The organism is Streptomyces sp. NPDC050315, from assembly GCF_040655775.1.
In the GTDB taxonomy this organism is placed as follows: Bacteria; Actinomycetota; Actinomycetes; order Streptomycetales; family Streptomycetaceae; genus Streptomyces.
Window position 1 is genome coordinate 968886 of record NZ_JBFAKN010000001.1, and the last position, 14045, is coordinate 982930.

Genomic DNA, 14045 nt, shown 5'->3' on the forward strand with positions numbered 1-14045 from the left:
GTCGGTACGGCACTCGTGCCAGAACACGTTAACGGCCGGGTCTGACAACAGACGTCCTCCCAGGAGCACCAGCGACTGCCCTTCGGGTTGGAGCGCGGAGAGGGGGCTTGCGACGAGGCATCAGGATCAGACCGCAGAGGTGCTGCGCACCCGGGCCAGCAGCTCGGCCGGGCTCAGTCACCCGAGCCTTCACCTCGGCGACCGCGCGGCGGGTGGTGCGGTCCCCGCCGGTGAAGCCCATCGCAGTGATCCGCCGGTGCACGATATCGGCGCGTATCCGCCCCTTCGAAGCGGCCACTAGCTCCTCGATCTTGTCCATGTACTCATCGATCGGGCGGGCCCGGTGCTGACGCTCGGCAGGACGTTCCCCCGCCTCCCGCAGCTTCACGTATCGGGCCACCGTGTGGTGGTCCACGCCGGTCGGCTTGGCGCGGCGCGGTAACTTCCCGTGAGGTCGTAAGCCTCCAGGATTTCCATGATCTCCCTGCTGTTCTTCACGCCGGCTGGCTTCACTCGCCGGTGTCCGTCCAGGTCCGGGGAGGTATCCGGCCGCCAATGGGGAAGCTCGCGGCCACAAAGCTAGATAATGGACCGCCTACGGTGAGTATCTGCAGGCCGCCGTCAGCCGGCGTCATGCGCGCCTTGCGCAGACGGAGGCGAGCGGCGGCGATCCCGGACAGCAAGTGGAGGCAGGTGACGCCTCTGGGGCCAGCACCGGCCTGACTCCTGGGGCGTATCCGGCGTCCTTCTCGCCCTTACGGGCTCCATCGGTGGAGGAGGGGGCGACTGCGGCGTAGCCGCACTAAACGGGCCGTTGAGAGGCTGCCCGATTGACTTCACCGACTATGGCGGGCATGACTACGCCGTATTTAGCGTCAATGTAGTTGCCACTGGTGTAATCCGTGGGGTACCGGTACAAGTTCCCCCTCCGGCTTGAACTCCCCGCTCTCGACTGCGCCACATCGAGCAGCTTCGTACTGCTCGATGTGGCGCAGCACCGCTCCTCGCGCCGGCAAAGCGGACAAGCACAGGCTGACATTGCCCATCTGACGTGCGGAAACACCTCTGGATGCGTCCAAGACCTCAATGCGGTGGCCAACTGGCGATGGAGCCCTCGGTGCCAAGGGGTCGTTTGCTGGGGCGCAATAGGGGTCGCTCTGCACGACCCCACTTGCACTCTTGGGAGCACGCCGACCCCTTGACCAGTAAAAGGCGGGGAGCGCCGAGTCCATGCGGTGGGAGCGAACTGGGAGCGACCCGATCGGGCGACCGACAGGCAATCCACCTTGACGCTTCTCGACCCGGTTGGGAGCGATGGGAGCATGGGGAGCGGAAGAGGGCTCCCAAGTTGCTCCCGGACATGCAACGGGGGCCATCCGAAGATGGCCCCTGAGCTGCGGATGTGATCCGCTGCACCGTCGGGACGACAGGATTTGAACCTGCGACCCCTTGACCCCCAGTCAAGTGCGCTACCAAGCTGCGCCACGTCCCGGTGCCGGGCCGGCTCGGGGGAATCCCGGGCGGCCGTGCACGAGAACAATACCCCATGTCAGAGGGTGCGCGCTGCGGGATGGCGGGAGGGGTGGGTGAGGTGAGTGGGATGGCCAGGGCGGGGTGAGTAGCTCTACTCATGTTGCGCGGGTCGCCGGGCGGCACGCTGCTTCTCATGAGCACACCATCCATTCAGCGTCCGACGACGACTGCCTTCTTTGTGCAGGCGGCGCTCTCCTTCGGGCTGTCGCTCGTGGCCCTGGTCATCGGGATCGCCAAGCTGCCCGTCGGGGCGTGGGAGCGCGGGTTCCTCGGGCTCGGGCTGGTCTTCGTGGTGTCGTCGGCCTTCACGCTGGCGAAGTGCGTCCGTGACCGGCAGGAGGTTGCGGAGGTGACGAACCGGGTGGACAAGGCCCGGATCGACAAGCTGCTGATCGAGCAGGATGTGTTCAAGCCCGGTGTTTGAGATGTCGACCTTGAGTGCCGCGCAGATGATGTCCACAAGCCTTGGCGGCCTTGGTCGCCTCACGGACGATGCCCATCGGCCTTGACCCACCGCCGCTTGACCTCAAGTTTGGTTGAGGTTGCAGGGTGAATGGCATGACGGATGTGTTGAGTGAACTTGCTAGGGAGCGGGGCGGGTACGCGTCGCTTCCGTATGAGCGGCTGGCGTACCTCATGGGGTTGATGACCGGGGACGAGAAGCACGGGCCCGCGGCGACCTCCACGCTTGATGCGCTCTGGGTGCTGTACGACCGGGTCCTGCGAGTCTCGCCGGAGAGCGCCGAAGCCCCGGATCGGGACCGGTTCCTGTTGTCCAAGGGGCACGGGCCGATGGCGTACTACGCGGTGCTCGCCGCGAAGGGGTTCTTCCCGGTGGAGTGGCTGCCCGGGTTCGGCGGGTACGACTCGCCGCTCGGGCACCACCCGGACCGGCGGCTCGTACCGGGCGCAGAAATCGGCAGCGGGTCGCTCGGGCACGGGCTGCCGCTCGCGGTGGGTACCGCGCTCGGGCTGCGGGCGCAGGGGCTGATCGAGCCCGCGGTATGGGTGCTGATTGGCGACGCGGAGCTGGATGAGGGCAGTAACCACGAGGCCATTGCTTATGCGGGGCCTGCGGGGCTGGACAGGTTGCATGTCGTCGTCCTCGACAACGGGTCGGCGTCGTATCCGAGGGACGGTGGGATCGCCGCGCGGTTCGAGGCGGCGGGGTGGTCCACGCGCACGGTCGACGGGCGGGACCACGACGCGCTGTACGACGCGTACACCGCGCCGCATCCGGGGCGGCCGCACGCCGTCGTCGCCCGTGTCGAGCCGAAGGAGGCATGAGCCATGGACACCATGCGGGAACGCTTCGCCACGGTCACCTCGCGGCTGCTGGACGACGATCCGCGGCTGGCCGTCGTACTCGCCGAGATCGGCGTGGACGGCTTCCGGGCGGCGATGGACAGGCATCCGGACCGGGTGCTGAATGTGGGGATCAGGGAGCAGTTGCTCGTCGGCGTGGGCGGCGGGCTGGCGCTGACCGGGATGCGGCCGATCGTGCACACCTTTGCCAGCTTCCTGGTCGAGCGGCCCTTTGAGCAGGTGAAGCTGGACTTCGGGCATCAGGGGGTAGGAGGCGTGCTGGTCAGCGCCGGTGGGTCGTACGACTGGCCTGCGGGGGGCTTCACCCACATGGCGCCCGGTGATGTGGCGCTGATGGACACGCTGGACGGGTGGACCGTGCATGTGCCGGGGCATCCGGACGAGGCGGAGGCGCTGCTGCGGCACGCCGCGGCGGCCGGCGACGACAAGGTGTACGTACGGCTGTCCCTGCAGACCAACGAGGCGGCGCGGGCGGTGGACGGCCGGCGGTTCCTGACGGTGCGCGAGGGGCGTGCGGGGACCGTCGTGGCGGTCGGGCCGATGCTGGACAGTGTGCTGGCGGCGGTCGAGGGGCTGGACGTCACGGTGCTGTACGCCACGACCGTACGGCCCTTCGACGGCGCGGCGCTGCGAGCGGCGGTCGGGGCCGGGGACGCGGCGAACGTCGTACTGGTCGAGCCGTACCTCGCGGGCACGTCGGCGGCGGCCGCGGGCGAGGCGCTGCAGGACATCCCGCACCGCGTGCTGGGGCTCGGAGTGCGGCGCGAGGAGCTGCGGCGTTACGGGGACATGGCGAGCCATTTGGCCGCGCATGGGCTGGAGCCGGGGGCGCTGCGGGGGCGGATCGGGGGGTTCTTGGGGGCGGGGTGAGGCGGCCGTGGGCAGGGCCCCTCCCTCTCCCCACCGGGTGACGTGGCCCCTCCCCCACCGCCGCCACACTCATCCCAAGCTAGCGGCCGCCACTGACAACGCGCTTGTCCAGCCAGTCCACCAGGTCCCGCTGCACTTCTTCCCGATTCGTCTCATTGAGGATTTCATGGCGGGCGTCGCGGTACGCCTTCCAGGTCAGGTCCTCCGTACCCAAGTAGCGGAAGTCCTCCAGGAGTTCATAGACCAGCGTCATCCGCTGGTTGCAGGGGTCCTGGTCGCCGACGGCGAGGTGGACGGGCAGGTCGCGGGGTGTGCGGGCCAGGTTGGCCGGGTCGTTGACCTTGCGGGTCGCGCGTACCCAGTCCAGCGCGAGCCCGGCGCAGAAGGGGAAGCCGCAGTCCTCGTCGGCCACGTAGGCGTCGACCTCCGCCTCGTCCCGGGAGAGCCATTCGAAGCCGGTGCGGTGCGGATAAGGATCGTTGAACGAGCCGAAGAGGCGCGGGATGAAGTCGGAGAGCGTGGTGCGGCCGCGCTCCGCCGCCTCGGCCTCCAGCGCGGCGATCGAGCCCTCGATCTCGGCGCCGGGCAGCGTGCGGAAGGTGCCGGAGAGGATCAGTCCGGCCAGCCCGTCGGCGTACTCCTGCGCGTAGTCGCGGGCAAGCATCGAGCCCATGCTGTGGCCGAGCAGCACGAGGGGCACGCCGGGATGCAGTCCGCGCGCCGTGTCGCCGATGGCCTTCAGGTCGTCGACGATGCGGCGCCAGGCGTCCTCGCCGACGACGCCGCGGCCGCCGGTGGACGCGGCGGTGGCGCCGTGTCCGCGGTGGTCGGAGGCGAGGACGCCGTATCCGTGTGCGGTCAGGAAGCGCGCGAAGCGGTCGTAGCGGCGGGCGTGTTCGGCGGCACCGTGCGCTATCTGTACGAGGGCGCGCGGGCGGCCGCTCTCGGGGAGCCAGGCGTAGGTGGCCACTCGGGTGCCGTCGGGCGCCTCATGAAAGTCCTGCTGCATGGCGTCTTCTCCTGACTGCTGACGCGGGCGGGCGGAGCGGTACGGGACACCTTCTCGTCCGGGGACGGGGTGCGCCAAGAGGCGACGCGACGCGGTGTTGACCCGTCCGGTCCGTTGCATGGAAAGATCAGCGGGTTCCTGACCGGTTGTGCACCACACGTATCCCCTGTCGTAGGAGGACCGTTGGACACCACGGACAGTTCCCCGGGCGCCACCGCTGGCCCCTCCCCCTTCTCCCGCCGCCGCTTCCTGCAGGGCACCGCGACGGCCGCGGCCGCCGTCGGTCTGGTGGGCGTGCCCGTGCCGGCCGCAGCGCGTGCCGCCGACACCCTCTCCTTCACCGCCGCCACCAACGGCGCCGCCACCCTCGCCCCCGATGGCGGGCGGCTGATCGCGGAGATCCAGAACGTACTGTGGTCCGTGCCGCGCTCGGGCGGTACGGCGACGGCGCTCACGCAGCCCCTACTGGAGCCGACCCGCCCGGTCTTCTCCCCCGATGGCGAGCGGCTGGCGGTCTGCGCCTATCAGGGCGGCGGCTTCCACATTTGGACGCTGGCCCCGGACGGCTCGGCGCTGCGCCAGGTCACCGACGGGCCGTGGGACGACCGGGGGCCCGCCTGGTCGCCGGACGGCACGCGGATCGCGTTCGCCTCGGAGCGCGGCGGCGACCCGGTGGCGGGCAGCCCGTACCGGATCTGGGTGCTGGAGCTCGCGAGCGGGAAGCTGACGCGGGTCACGGGGGTGCCGGGCCAGGACGGCCCGCACCAGGGCGGCGCGTGGGAGGATTTCGACCCGGTGTGGGCTCCGGACGGCTCGCGCATCTGGTTCGTACGGGGGCGGATGGCGGGGACCGTGCTGGAGTCCCGTACGGTCGCGTCCGTACCGGCGGACGGCCGCGAGCCGGTGGTCACCGAGCACACCGAGACGGCCGCAGCGCAAGTCATGGTGCCCGCGCTGTCGCCCGCCGGGCGGCTCGCCTATGTGCGCACCACCGCGGCCCCGGGGCCGACCTGCACCCTTGTCGTGGACGGGGCGGCGGTGCCGGTCGACGGCGATGTGATGCCGGTGCCGCCGCGCTGGATATCGCGCGAGGAGCTGCTGCTGACCGTGGGCGGGCGGTTCACCGTCGTACGGCCGGAGCGTCCGGAGGCCGCCGAGGCGATCCCGTTCACGGCGGCGATGCCGGTGGAGCGGCCGCGGTACCGGGTCAAGGACTACGGCTTCGAGCGGGACGGGGCGCGCCCGGTGCGCGGCGTCCATCTGCCCGCCCTCTCCCCCGATGGCCGCCGTTTCGCCTTCGCCGCGCTCAACGGGCTGTGGGTGGCGCCCACTTCGGGGGGCGCGCCGCGCCGCATAGTGAAGACGGCGCCGACGCGGTACCTCCTTGCGCCGTCCTGGACGCGGGACGGCCGGGCGCTGGTGTACGCGGACGACCGGGACGGGCTGTTCGCGGTGCGCCGCCGGGACGTGGCGACGGGCGAGGAGCGCGTGCTCGCGGAGGGCGGGCGGGTGCATCCGGCGCTCTCCCCCGACGGGCGGCGGCTGGCCGCACTGGACATGTCGGGCAATCTCGTGGTGCGGGACCTCGACGCCGGTACGGAGCGGAAGCTGGCGGCGCCGCTCGGCGCGGGCGGGCTGCCGGGGCGGCCCAGTTGGTCGCCGGACGGCCGGTATCTCGCGCTGTGCGACCGGAACCGGCTCAACCAGCGTTTCCGGGAGGGCTACAACCTCATCCGGGTGCTGGACACGACGACGGGCACGAGCCGGCTGCACGCGGCCGGGGAGCATGTGTCGCTCTCCGACCGCTACGACTCCGGCCCGGTGTGGTCGCCGGACGGGCGGTGGCTGGCGCTGGTCGCCGAGTCCGCGTTGTGGCTGCTGCCGGTGCGGCCCGACGGCACTCCGGACGGCGCGCCGCGGCAGCTGACGGAGGAGGCGGCGGATCATCCGTCCTGGTCGGGTGATTCCCGTACGCTGCTGTACCTCTCGAACGGGCGGCTGCGGATGATCGACGCGGGCGGCGGTGCGCCGCGTACGGTGCCGCTGCGGCTGGATCACCGGCGGGCGCCGACGGCGGACACGGTCGTGCACGCGGGCCGGTTCTGGGACGGCGTGGGCGAGGGCGTACGGGACGACGTGGACGTGGTGATCCGGGACGGGCGGATCGCGGAGGTCGCGCCGCACCGCGCGGGGCGTCGCGCGGCGAACCGGGTGGACGCCTCGGAGCGCACGGTGATCCCCGGTCTGTGGGATTCGCATACGCATCCGTGGCAGTTGACGTACGGCGGGCGGCAGACGGCGCTGCAGCTGGCGTACGGGATCACCACGGCGGTGTCGTTCGGCGGCTTCTCGTACGAGCAGGCGCGGCTGCGGGAGGCGATCGCCGCCGGGGTGCTCGCCGGGCCGCGGCTGCTGAGCTGCGGGGAGTTGCTGGACGGGGCGCGGGTGGCGTACAGCATGGGGCGCGCGCACCGGACGCGGGCGGGGCTGCGCCGGTCGCTGGCCCGGGGTGCGGCGCTGGACTGGGACTTCGTGAAGACGTACGTCCGGGCGCCGGGCTGGATCATGCAGGAGGCGGCGGAGTTCGCGCAGGAACGGCTGGGGGTGCGGTCGGGCAGCCATCTGCTGACGCCGGGCGTGCAGTTGGGTCAGGATCTGACGACCCATCTGCAGGCGACGCAGCGCCTGGAGTTCGGGCGCGCGACGTCGGCGGCGGCCCGTACGTACAGCGATGTTGCCGAGGTCTACACGGGAACCGATTTCCATCTGGTGGCCACGCCGTTCACGGCGGGGGTGCTGATCGGTGCCGATCCGGGGCTGGCGGACGACCCGCGGGTGACGACGCTGATGCCGCCGTGGGACATGGCGCTGGTCGAGGAGGACGCGGCGCACCGGCCGACGGAGACGGAGCTGGCGGACCTGGCCCGGGAGACGGCGTTCTACCGGCGGGTGCTGGCGGAGGGCGGGCTGGTCGCGTTGGGTACGGACGCGCCGCTGATGGCGATCGGGCTCTCGCTGCACCTGGCGTTGCGCGCGCTGCACGGTGCGGGGCTGTCGGTCGCGCAGACGCTCCGCACGGCGACGGCGCTGCCGGCCCGGGTGTTCGGGTGCGAGCGGGATCTGGGGACGCTGGAGGAGGGCCGGCTCGCGGATCTGACTCTCGTGGACGGTGATCCGTGGCGCGACTTCGATTCACTGGTCCGTACGACGGGAGTACTGCGCGGCGGGCGACTGTACGAACAGGCCGACCTGGTGGGCGCGTTCACGGCGGACCGGCCGCGCACGACTGGGGCGGCCGGGGCCGAGGACTGGCGGGCGGTGGGCCGGCAGCTCCGGCGGGACTCCTGCTGCGGGCCTGACCACTGACCGTACGAAGGACCCACCGGCCATACGTGGGGGGAGGCGTCGGGTGGCGCGGACGGCGTGCGCGGGTGTACGGCACGGGCAGACCGTCACATGCCGCCACCTGACGGCTCTCGTTCCGTCGGGGCGAGTGGCGTACGTGCGTGCGCTACGCCTCCAGGGGGTGACGAGACCCCGATGAAATTCGGTCACACGTACCCCCTCGGCGAGCAACTCTGATCACTCCTGCCTCAGTTCTGCTTTTTCGCATGTGGCAGCCCCTCGGGGTGGTGAAGGATCAATCCGCACTCCATTGTCTTCGCATAAATGCGGTGAGTAGAGGTTTTATGTGTCCTGCGCCAGGTATGCCAACGGGTATTGCACTCGGGGTAACCACTGAACAACTGTCCGGATTCGATCGAGGAGTTGCACGTACCGGATGACACAGAGCAACTAGCGCGGACGCATCGCGGAGGAGGGCTCGTCTTGCATCGCTACTTCACCGACCAGCGGCATGAGGCACTCCGGCACAGGGTGCGCGACTTCGCCGAGCGCGAAGTACGCCCCCGCATAGCCGAGATGGAGGCAAGCCGTTCCGTTTGCCATGCCCTGTCGCGCCGGATCGCCCGCCAGGGGTGGATCGGCGCGACCGTCGAGCGCGGCTATGGCGGCATGGGGGCCGGACACCTGGCCAAGACCGTGATCATCGAGGAGCTGTCCCGGGTCAGCGCCGCCATGGGCGCGATGGTGCAGGCGTCCCAGCTCGGTGTCGCGAAGATCATCCACTTCGGCAGTGAGGAGCAGAAGAAGACCTGGCTGCCCGCCATCGCGGCGGGCGAGTGCCTGCCGACCATCGCGGTCACCGAGCCGCACTCCGGCGGTCATGTGCTCGGCATGTCCAGCAGCGCGGTCCGCGACGGCGACGACTACATCCTCAACGGCCGCAAGATATACGTCGGCAACAGCCACGTCGGTGACCTGCACGGCGTCGTCGTGCGCACCGGCGAGGGATCGCACGGCCTGTCCGCCTTCCTCGTGGAGCACGACCGCCCCGGCTTCCGGGTCGGCCCGCAGGCGGCCACGATGGGCCTGCACGGCTTCAGCTTCGGCGAGCTCTTCTTCGACAACTGCCGGATCCCGGCGGCGAACCTCCTCGGCCGGGAGGGCGACGGGCTGGCCGTCGCGTACTCCTCCAGCGTGCTGTACGGCCGCCCGAACCTCACCGCCGTCTCCCTCGGCATCCACCAGGCGGTCCTGGAGGAGACCGCACGTTTCTGCGCGGAGCGGCACCGCTACGGCAAGCCGCTGCACGCACTGACCAACATCAAGCTCAAGCTGGGCCGGATCCAGTCCCGGCTGCTGACCGCGCGGCTCGCGGCGTACCACGCGGTGCATCTGCTGGACCGGGGCGAGAACTGCGACGCGGAGCTGATGAACGCCAAGCTCGTCAATGTCGAGTCGGCGATCGAGTCGGCGCGCGACGCGATGGACATCCACGCCGCGTGCGGGCTGTTCACCGACCGCCCGGTGGAGCGCTATCTGCGGGACGCGCACCACATCTTCGCGCCGGCCGGCACCTCCGACGTCCAGCTGCTGCGGCTGGGTGAGCTGGCGCTGGGCACGGCGCACGGCGAATGGTCCGGCCGGCTCTCGGAACGGGTCCGTACGGAGGACCGGACGGAGGAGTACGACCACCACCACGCGTACGCGGGAGCGGGCCTGCTCACGGGGTGACCACACAGGACCTACTGCGGGAGAGCGGGAGAAGCAACAACGGGCCGGTGGGGCCTCGCCGTCACAGCGAGGCCCCACCGGCCCGTCGGTCCCCGAGCGCGGGCGGGCTCACAGCCCGTCCGTCCGCTCCTGTTCCATCCGGTGGATCTGGTCGACCAGCCGGGCCGCCATGGTCTTGATGGTGTCCAGGCCCTCCCGTCCCCACGGGCGCGGTTCGAGGTCCACGACGCACACGGTGCCGAGCGCCATGCCCGTACGGTCGATCAGTGGCGCGCCGAGATAGGAACGGATGCCGATCTCGTCCACGACCGGGTTGCCGGCGAACCGCGGGTAGTCGCAGACGTCCTCCAGGACCAGCGCCTTGCGGCGGACGATGACGTGCGGGCAGTAACCGTGGTCGCGGGCCATCACCCGGCCCGGCTGCGCGCTGGCCGGCGCGGGCCCCAGCTCGACCGGCGCCTGCTCCTCGGCGGGGGTGTAGAGGCCGGCGAAGTACTGCCGGTGCTCGTCGATGAAGTTGACCATGGCGTACGGGGCCTGGGTGGTCCGGGCGAGGTTCCGCGCGAAGTCGTCGAAGGCGGGCAGCGGCGCCTCGCCGATGCCGAGCGTACGCAGCCGCGCGACCCGCGCCGGCGCCTCGTCGTCATCGGGCGTCAGCAGCAGGTGCCGGGTGGGGTCGTAGGTGGGCGCCGGCAGTCGGGACGCGGGGCGGTTCATGGCAGCTCCGTTGCGAATACGGGGGTCAGTAGGTGCTGGACGAGGGAGACCAGGACGTTGGTCGCGGAACTGCAGTGCCGGGCGTCGCACAGCACGACCGGGGTGCTGGGTGAGAGGTCTATGGCGGCGCGCACTTCGTCCGGTTCGTAGTGGAAGGAGCCGTCGAACTGGTTGACCGCGACGATGAATTCAATGCCGCGGCGCTCGAAGAAGTCGACGGCGGAAAAGCAGTCCTCCAAGCGCCGGGTGTCGGCGAGCACGACGGCGCCGAGCGCGCCGGCGGACAGCTCGTCCCACATGAACCAGAAGCGCTGCTGGCCGGGCGTGCCGAAGAGGTACAGCACATGGTCGGTGCTGACGGTGATCCGCCCGAAGTCCATCGCGACGGTGGTGGTGGTCTTCTCCTCGACCCCGTCCAGGCAGTCGGTGCCGATGCTGACCTGGGTGAGGAGTTCTTCCGTGCACAGCGGTTCGATCTCGCTGACGGCGCCCACGAAGGTGGTCTTGCCGACCCCGAAGCCACCCGCGACGAGGATCTTCAGAGCGGACGGAAAGGGGTCGCCGTTGGGGGTGGTGGCGGGGGCGTACGGTGCAAAAGTACTGGTCGTTTCAAAGGCGCTGTCGGAGTCCATGCAGCACCGCCTCCAGGAGTGCTCGGTCGGTACAGGGCGACTCTCCGTGCGGACTCTGCGTAGGGGCCCGGGCGGTGAGAGCTCCGCAGTCCACGAGGTCGGCGAGGAGCACCTTGGTGACCACCGCCGGCAGCCGTATATGGGCGGCGACCTCGGCCACGGAGACCGGGCCGCCGCACAGACCGAGGACCTGCATGTAGTCCGGGCCCTGGCACGTCACGGGCCGCTTGCCGGTGGCGATCACCATCGTCAGCAGGTCGAAGTGCGCGGTCGGGCGGGTCCGTCCGTTGCTGACGGTGTACGGGCGGACCAGGCGGCCGGCCTCGTCGTCGAGCCAGAGCGGCTCCGACCCCTGCCGTCTCCGGCGACGTACCGCCATGTTCAGTGCCTGCCCGCCTGCGCCTGGTGCCGCGCAGGCGTGGCGAGGTAGGGCCGTACGCTCTTGACCAGCATGCCCATCTCGTAGCCGAGGACGGCGACATCGGCCTCGCGGGAGGCGAGCACGGCGAGGTTGGCGCCGGAGCCCGCGGTGGAGACGAAGAGCAGGGTGGACTCCAGCTCGACGACGACCTGGAGGACGTCGTCGCCGTCGCCGAAGCGGACCCCGGCGCTGCGGGCCAGGCTGTACAGGCCGGAGGCGAGCGCGGCCATGTGGTCGGCGCTGTCGGGCTCGAAGCCGTGTGCGGCCTTGACCAGCCCGTCGGAGGAGAGCAGCAGGGCGCTGCGGGCGTGCGGTACGCGCTGGACGAGTCCGGTCAGCAGCCAGGACAGGTCCGTCGTCGGCCGGCCGCCGTGTCGCTGGGACTGTACGTGAACGTCACTCACCATGGTTCTGGTCGTCTCCTCGGGGGCGGCTCCGGACTGGGCCGGTGCCGGTGTGGTCGTAGGGGGCGGCGCTGTCGTAAGCGGCGGTGTCGTAGGCGGTGTTGCTGTCGTACGCGGTGCCCCGGTCCGCTGCCGCGTCGTAGGTGTCGTCGGCGCGGGTGATGCCGCGCCGGAAGGCGGCCATCAGGCCGGGGTCGTGCTCGGGCTCGGGGCGGCCGGCGGCGCGGGTGCCGCCGGGCGGGGTGGGGTCGGTGCGCAGTTCGGGGACGAGGTGTTCCTGCTTGCGGCGGCGCGGCAACCGGGGGCGGTCGCCGGTGGTCACGGGCGGGGCGGGGGGCAGTACGACGGAGCCGGGTCCGGTCTCGGGTCCCGGGGCCACGGCGGCGGTGGGAGCGCCCGCCGCCGCGGCCCGTCCGCTGCCGGGGTCGCGCGCATCGGCGTGTGCGGCGTCCCGGCGCGGTTCGGTGGGCCCCGCGGCGCGGCCTTCCGGGGCCTCAGAAGCGGTGTGCGCCGTGTGCGCGCCGACCGTCGCGGGGCGGGCGGCCGGTGCGGGCCGGGCGGCGGCCGGTGCCGGGCGGGCAGTCGCCGGTTCCGGGCGGTCCGGCCGCGGGGCCTCGGGCGGCAGCAGGCCGGGATCGAGGTCGGCGTGGCCGTTGGCGGTCCGTACGACGCGGCGGCGCGGGGCGTCGGCGGGCGGCGCGGCGGCGACGGCGGGCCGGGCGGCCGCGTCGGCCTTGCCGTCCGTCTCCTCGGTCGGCTCGTCTCCCAACAGGCCCTGCGGCAGGATGAGTACGGCCTGTACGCCGCCGTAGATGTTGCTCTGCAGGCGGACGACGACGCCGTGCCGGCGGGCCAGCGAGGAGACCACGAACAGGCCGATGCGGCCGTCGTTGAGCAGCTCGGCGACGTCGACGTGGTCGGGGTCGGCGAGCAGCGCGTTCATCCGGTCCTGCTCCTCGACGTCCATGCCCAGCCCTCGGTCCTCCACTTCGACGGCGAGGCCGGCGGTGACCAGCTGGGCGCGGAGCAGGATGTGGGTGTGCGGAGCCGAGTAGACCGTGGCGTTCTCGACGAGTTCGGCGAGGAGGTGGATGACGTCGGCGACGGCGTGGCCGCGGAGCGTGCCCTCGATGGGCGGTACGAGCTTGACGCGCGGGTACTGCTCGACCTCGGCGATGGAGGAGCGCATGACCTCGGTCATGGTGACCGGGCGGGACCACTGGCGGCGGGAGATGGCGCCGCCGAGGACGGCGAGGTTCTCGGCGTGCCGGCGGATGCGGGTGGCGAGGTGGTCCACGTGGAAGAGACCTTTGAGCAGATCGGGGTCCTCGACCCGGTTCTCCAGCTCGTCCAGCAGCTCGATCTCGCGGTGGACCAGGGACTGCAGGCGCCGGGCGAGGTTCACGAAGACCTCGACCTTCTGCTCGCTGCCGCTGGCGTTGCCGCGGGCGATGGCGACGGCGTCGATGACCGCGGCCTCGGCGGCGCGCCCGGCGGCGGCGACGTCGTGGACGAGGAGGTCGAGGGTGTCTCCGGCCGGGCGGGGCAGCGCTTCGGGGGCGCGCTGCTGGAGCCATTCGCCCTGGCGTACGCGGTGCACGAGGGCGTACAGGTCGGACTGGCTGCGGGCGCACACCTCCCGCAGCCGGGCGTAGCGCTGGACGGTGGCGCGGGCCTCGGCGGTGGCGGCGGCGCAGGCGACCGCGGTGATGCCGCACACGAGGGCGAAGCCGCAGCCGAGGACGGTCCAGGCGGCGGCGCTGAGCGGCTGGCCGCCGGACCGGGCGATGAAGGCGGCCACGGCGGAGCAGGTCGCGGCGACGAGCAGGCAGGGCACGGCCGCGAGGCGGACGAGGCGGACGCGTATGACGGAGTCGGCGGCCGTCTCGCGGAGCGGTACGCGGCTGTGCCGGGCGCCTTCGCGGTCCCGCCGCCGTCCGGGCAGCGGTGCGGGAACCATTCCCCCCGTCCCCCCGGTCCCGTGGGATTGGGGGGAGTCCTGGGACACTTCGGTCCCCGTTCCCTGGGGAAATGCAGCAGGCATCGGCGCCCTCCGG

The 14045-nt window shown here is 71.6% G+C and carries 11 protein-coding genes, 1 tRNA gene and 1 pseudogene; 5 read left to right on the top strand and 8 right to left on the bottom strand.

What is annotated here, in order from left to right; translation table 11 throughout:
• Positions 1-181 precede the first annotated feature (181 nt).
• Positions 182-498: pseudogene (locus AB0I82_RS04265) on the bottom strand (IS21 family transposase); the annotation flags it as partial.
• A 920-nt stretch (positions 499-1418) separates the two neighbouring features.
• Positions 1419-1492: transfer RNA gene (locus tag AB0I82_RS04270), tRNA-Pro, on the bottom strand.
• 174 nt (positions 1493-1666) lie between these two features.
• Between AB0I82_RS04270 and AB0I82_RS04275 the strand changes: the two genes are divergently transcribed.
• From AB0I82_RS04275 to AB0I82_RS04285, 3 genes are all read left to right on the top strand, one after another.
• On the top strand, positions 1667-1957 hold the full coding sequence (locus AB0I82_RS04275) for a YiaA/YiaB family inner membrane protein (protein ID WP_363255523.1): 291 nt from the start codon (positions 1667-1669) through the stop codon (positions 1955-1957).
• Between the two features lie 134 nt (positions 1958-2091).
• Positions 2092-2820 carry a transketolase gene (locus tag AB0I82_RS04280; protein ID WP_363255524.1) on the top strand — a complete coding sequence of 243 codons (729 nt, stop codon included), beginning with the start codon at positions 2092-2094 and terminating at the stop codon, positions 2818-2820.
• A 3-nt stretch (positions 2821-2823) separates the two neighbouring features.
• The gene (locus AB0I82_RS04285; RefSeq protein WP_363255525.1) at positions 2824-3729 is read left to right on the top strand and encodes a transketolase; all 906 of its coding nucleotides are present in this window, start codon (positions 2824-2826) and stop codon (positions 3727-3729) included.
• A gap of 79 nt (positions 3730-3808) precedes the next feature.
• Here the strand turns inward: AB0I82_RS04285 and AB0I82_RS04290 are convergent, their stop codons facing one another.
• Positions 3809-4738, bottom strand: coding sequence for an alpha/beta hydrolase (locus tag AB0I82_RS04290; protein ID WP_363255526.1), 930 nt, complete (start codon positions 4736-4738; stop codon positions 3809-3811).
• Between the two features lie 183 nt (positions 4739-4921).
• Here AB0I82_RS04290 and AB0I82_RS04295 point away from each other — a divergent pair, with 183 nt between their 5' ends.
• Both AB0I82_RS04295 and AB0I82_RS04300 read left to right on the top strand, forming a co-directional pair.
• A complete protein-coding gene (locus tag AB0I82_RS04295; RefSeq protein ID WP_363255527.1) occupies positions 4922-8104 on the top strand; it encodes an amidohydrolase family protein in 3183 nt (1060 codons plus the stop codon).
• 462 nt (positions 8105-8566) lie between these two features.
• Positions 8567-9814, top strand: coding sequence for an acyl-CoA dehydrogenase family protein (locus AB0I82_RS04300; RefSeq protein ID WP_363255528.1), 1248 nt, complete (start codon positions 8567-8569; stop codon positions 9812-9814).
• 108 nt (positions 9815-9922) lie between these two features.
• On the opposite strand, the gene AB0I82_RS04305 is transcribed toward AB0I82_RS04300, so the two are convergent.
• Genes AB0I82_RS04305 through AB0I82_RS04325 form a run of 5 tightly spaced genes read right to left on the bottom strand, consistent with a single transcriptional unit; the run spans position 9923 to position 13948 of the window.
• Complete coding sequence (locus AB0I82_RS04305) at positions 9923-10531, bottom strand: GAF domain-containing protein (RefSeq protein WP_363255529.1); 609 nt, start codon at positions 10529-10531, stop codon at positions 9923-9925.
• Complete coding sequence (locus tag AB0I82_RS04310; protein WP_363255531.1) at positions 10528-11163, bottom strand: ATP/GTP-binding protein; 636 nt, start codon at positions 11161-11163, stop codon at positions 10528-10530. Before AB0I82_RS04310 ends, AB0I82_RS04305 begins: the two co-directional genes overlap by 4 nt.
• Entirely contained in the window at positions 11141-11542 is a 402-nt protein-coding gene (locus AB0I82_RS04315; RefSeq protein WP_363255533.1) for a DUF742 domain-containing protein, read from the bottom strand. Before AB0I82_RS04315 ends, AB0I82_RS04310 begins: the two co-directional genes overlap by 23 nt.
• A 2-nt stretch (positions 11543-11544) precedes the next feature.
• Positions 11545-11991 carry a roadblock/LC7 domain-containing protein gene (locus tag AB0I82_RS04320; RefSeq protein ID WP_030253300.1) on the bottom strand — a complete coding sequence of 149 codons (447 nt, stop codon included), beginning with the start codon at positions 11989-11991 and terminating at the stop codon, positions 11545-11547.
• The gene (locus AB0I82_RS04325) at positions 11981-13948 is read right to left on the bottom strand and encodes an ATP-binding protein (protein WP_363255534.1); all 1968 of its coding nucleotides are present in this window, start codon (positions 13946-13948) and stop codon (positions 11981-11983) included. The genes AB0I82_RS04320 and AB0I82_RS04325 overlap by 11 nt, the downstream gene beginning before the upstream one ends.
• Positions 13949-14045: the final 97 nt, after the last annotated feature.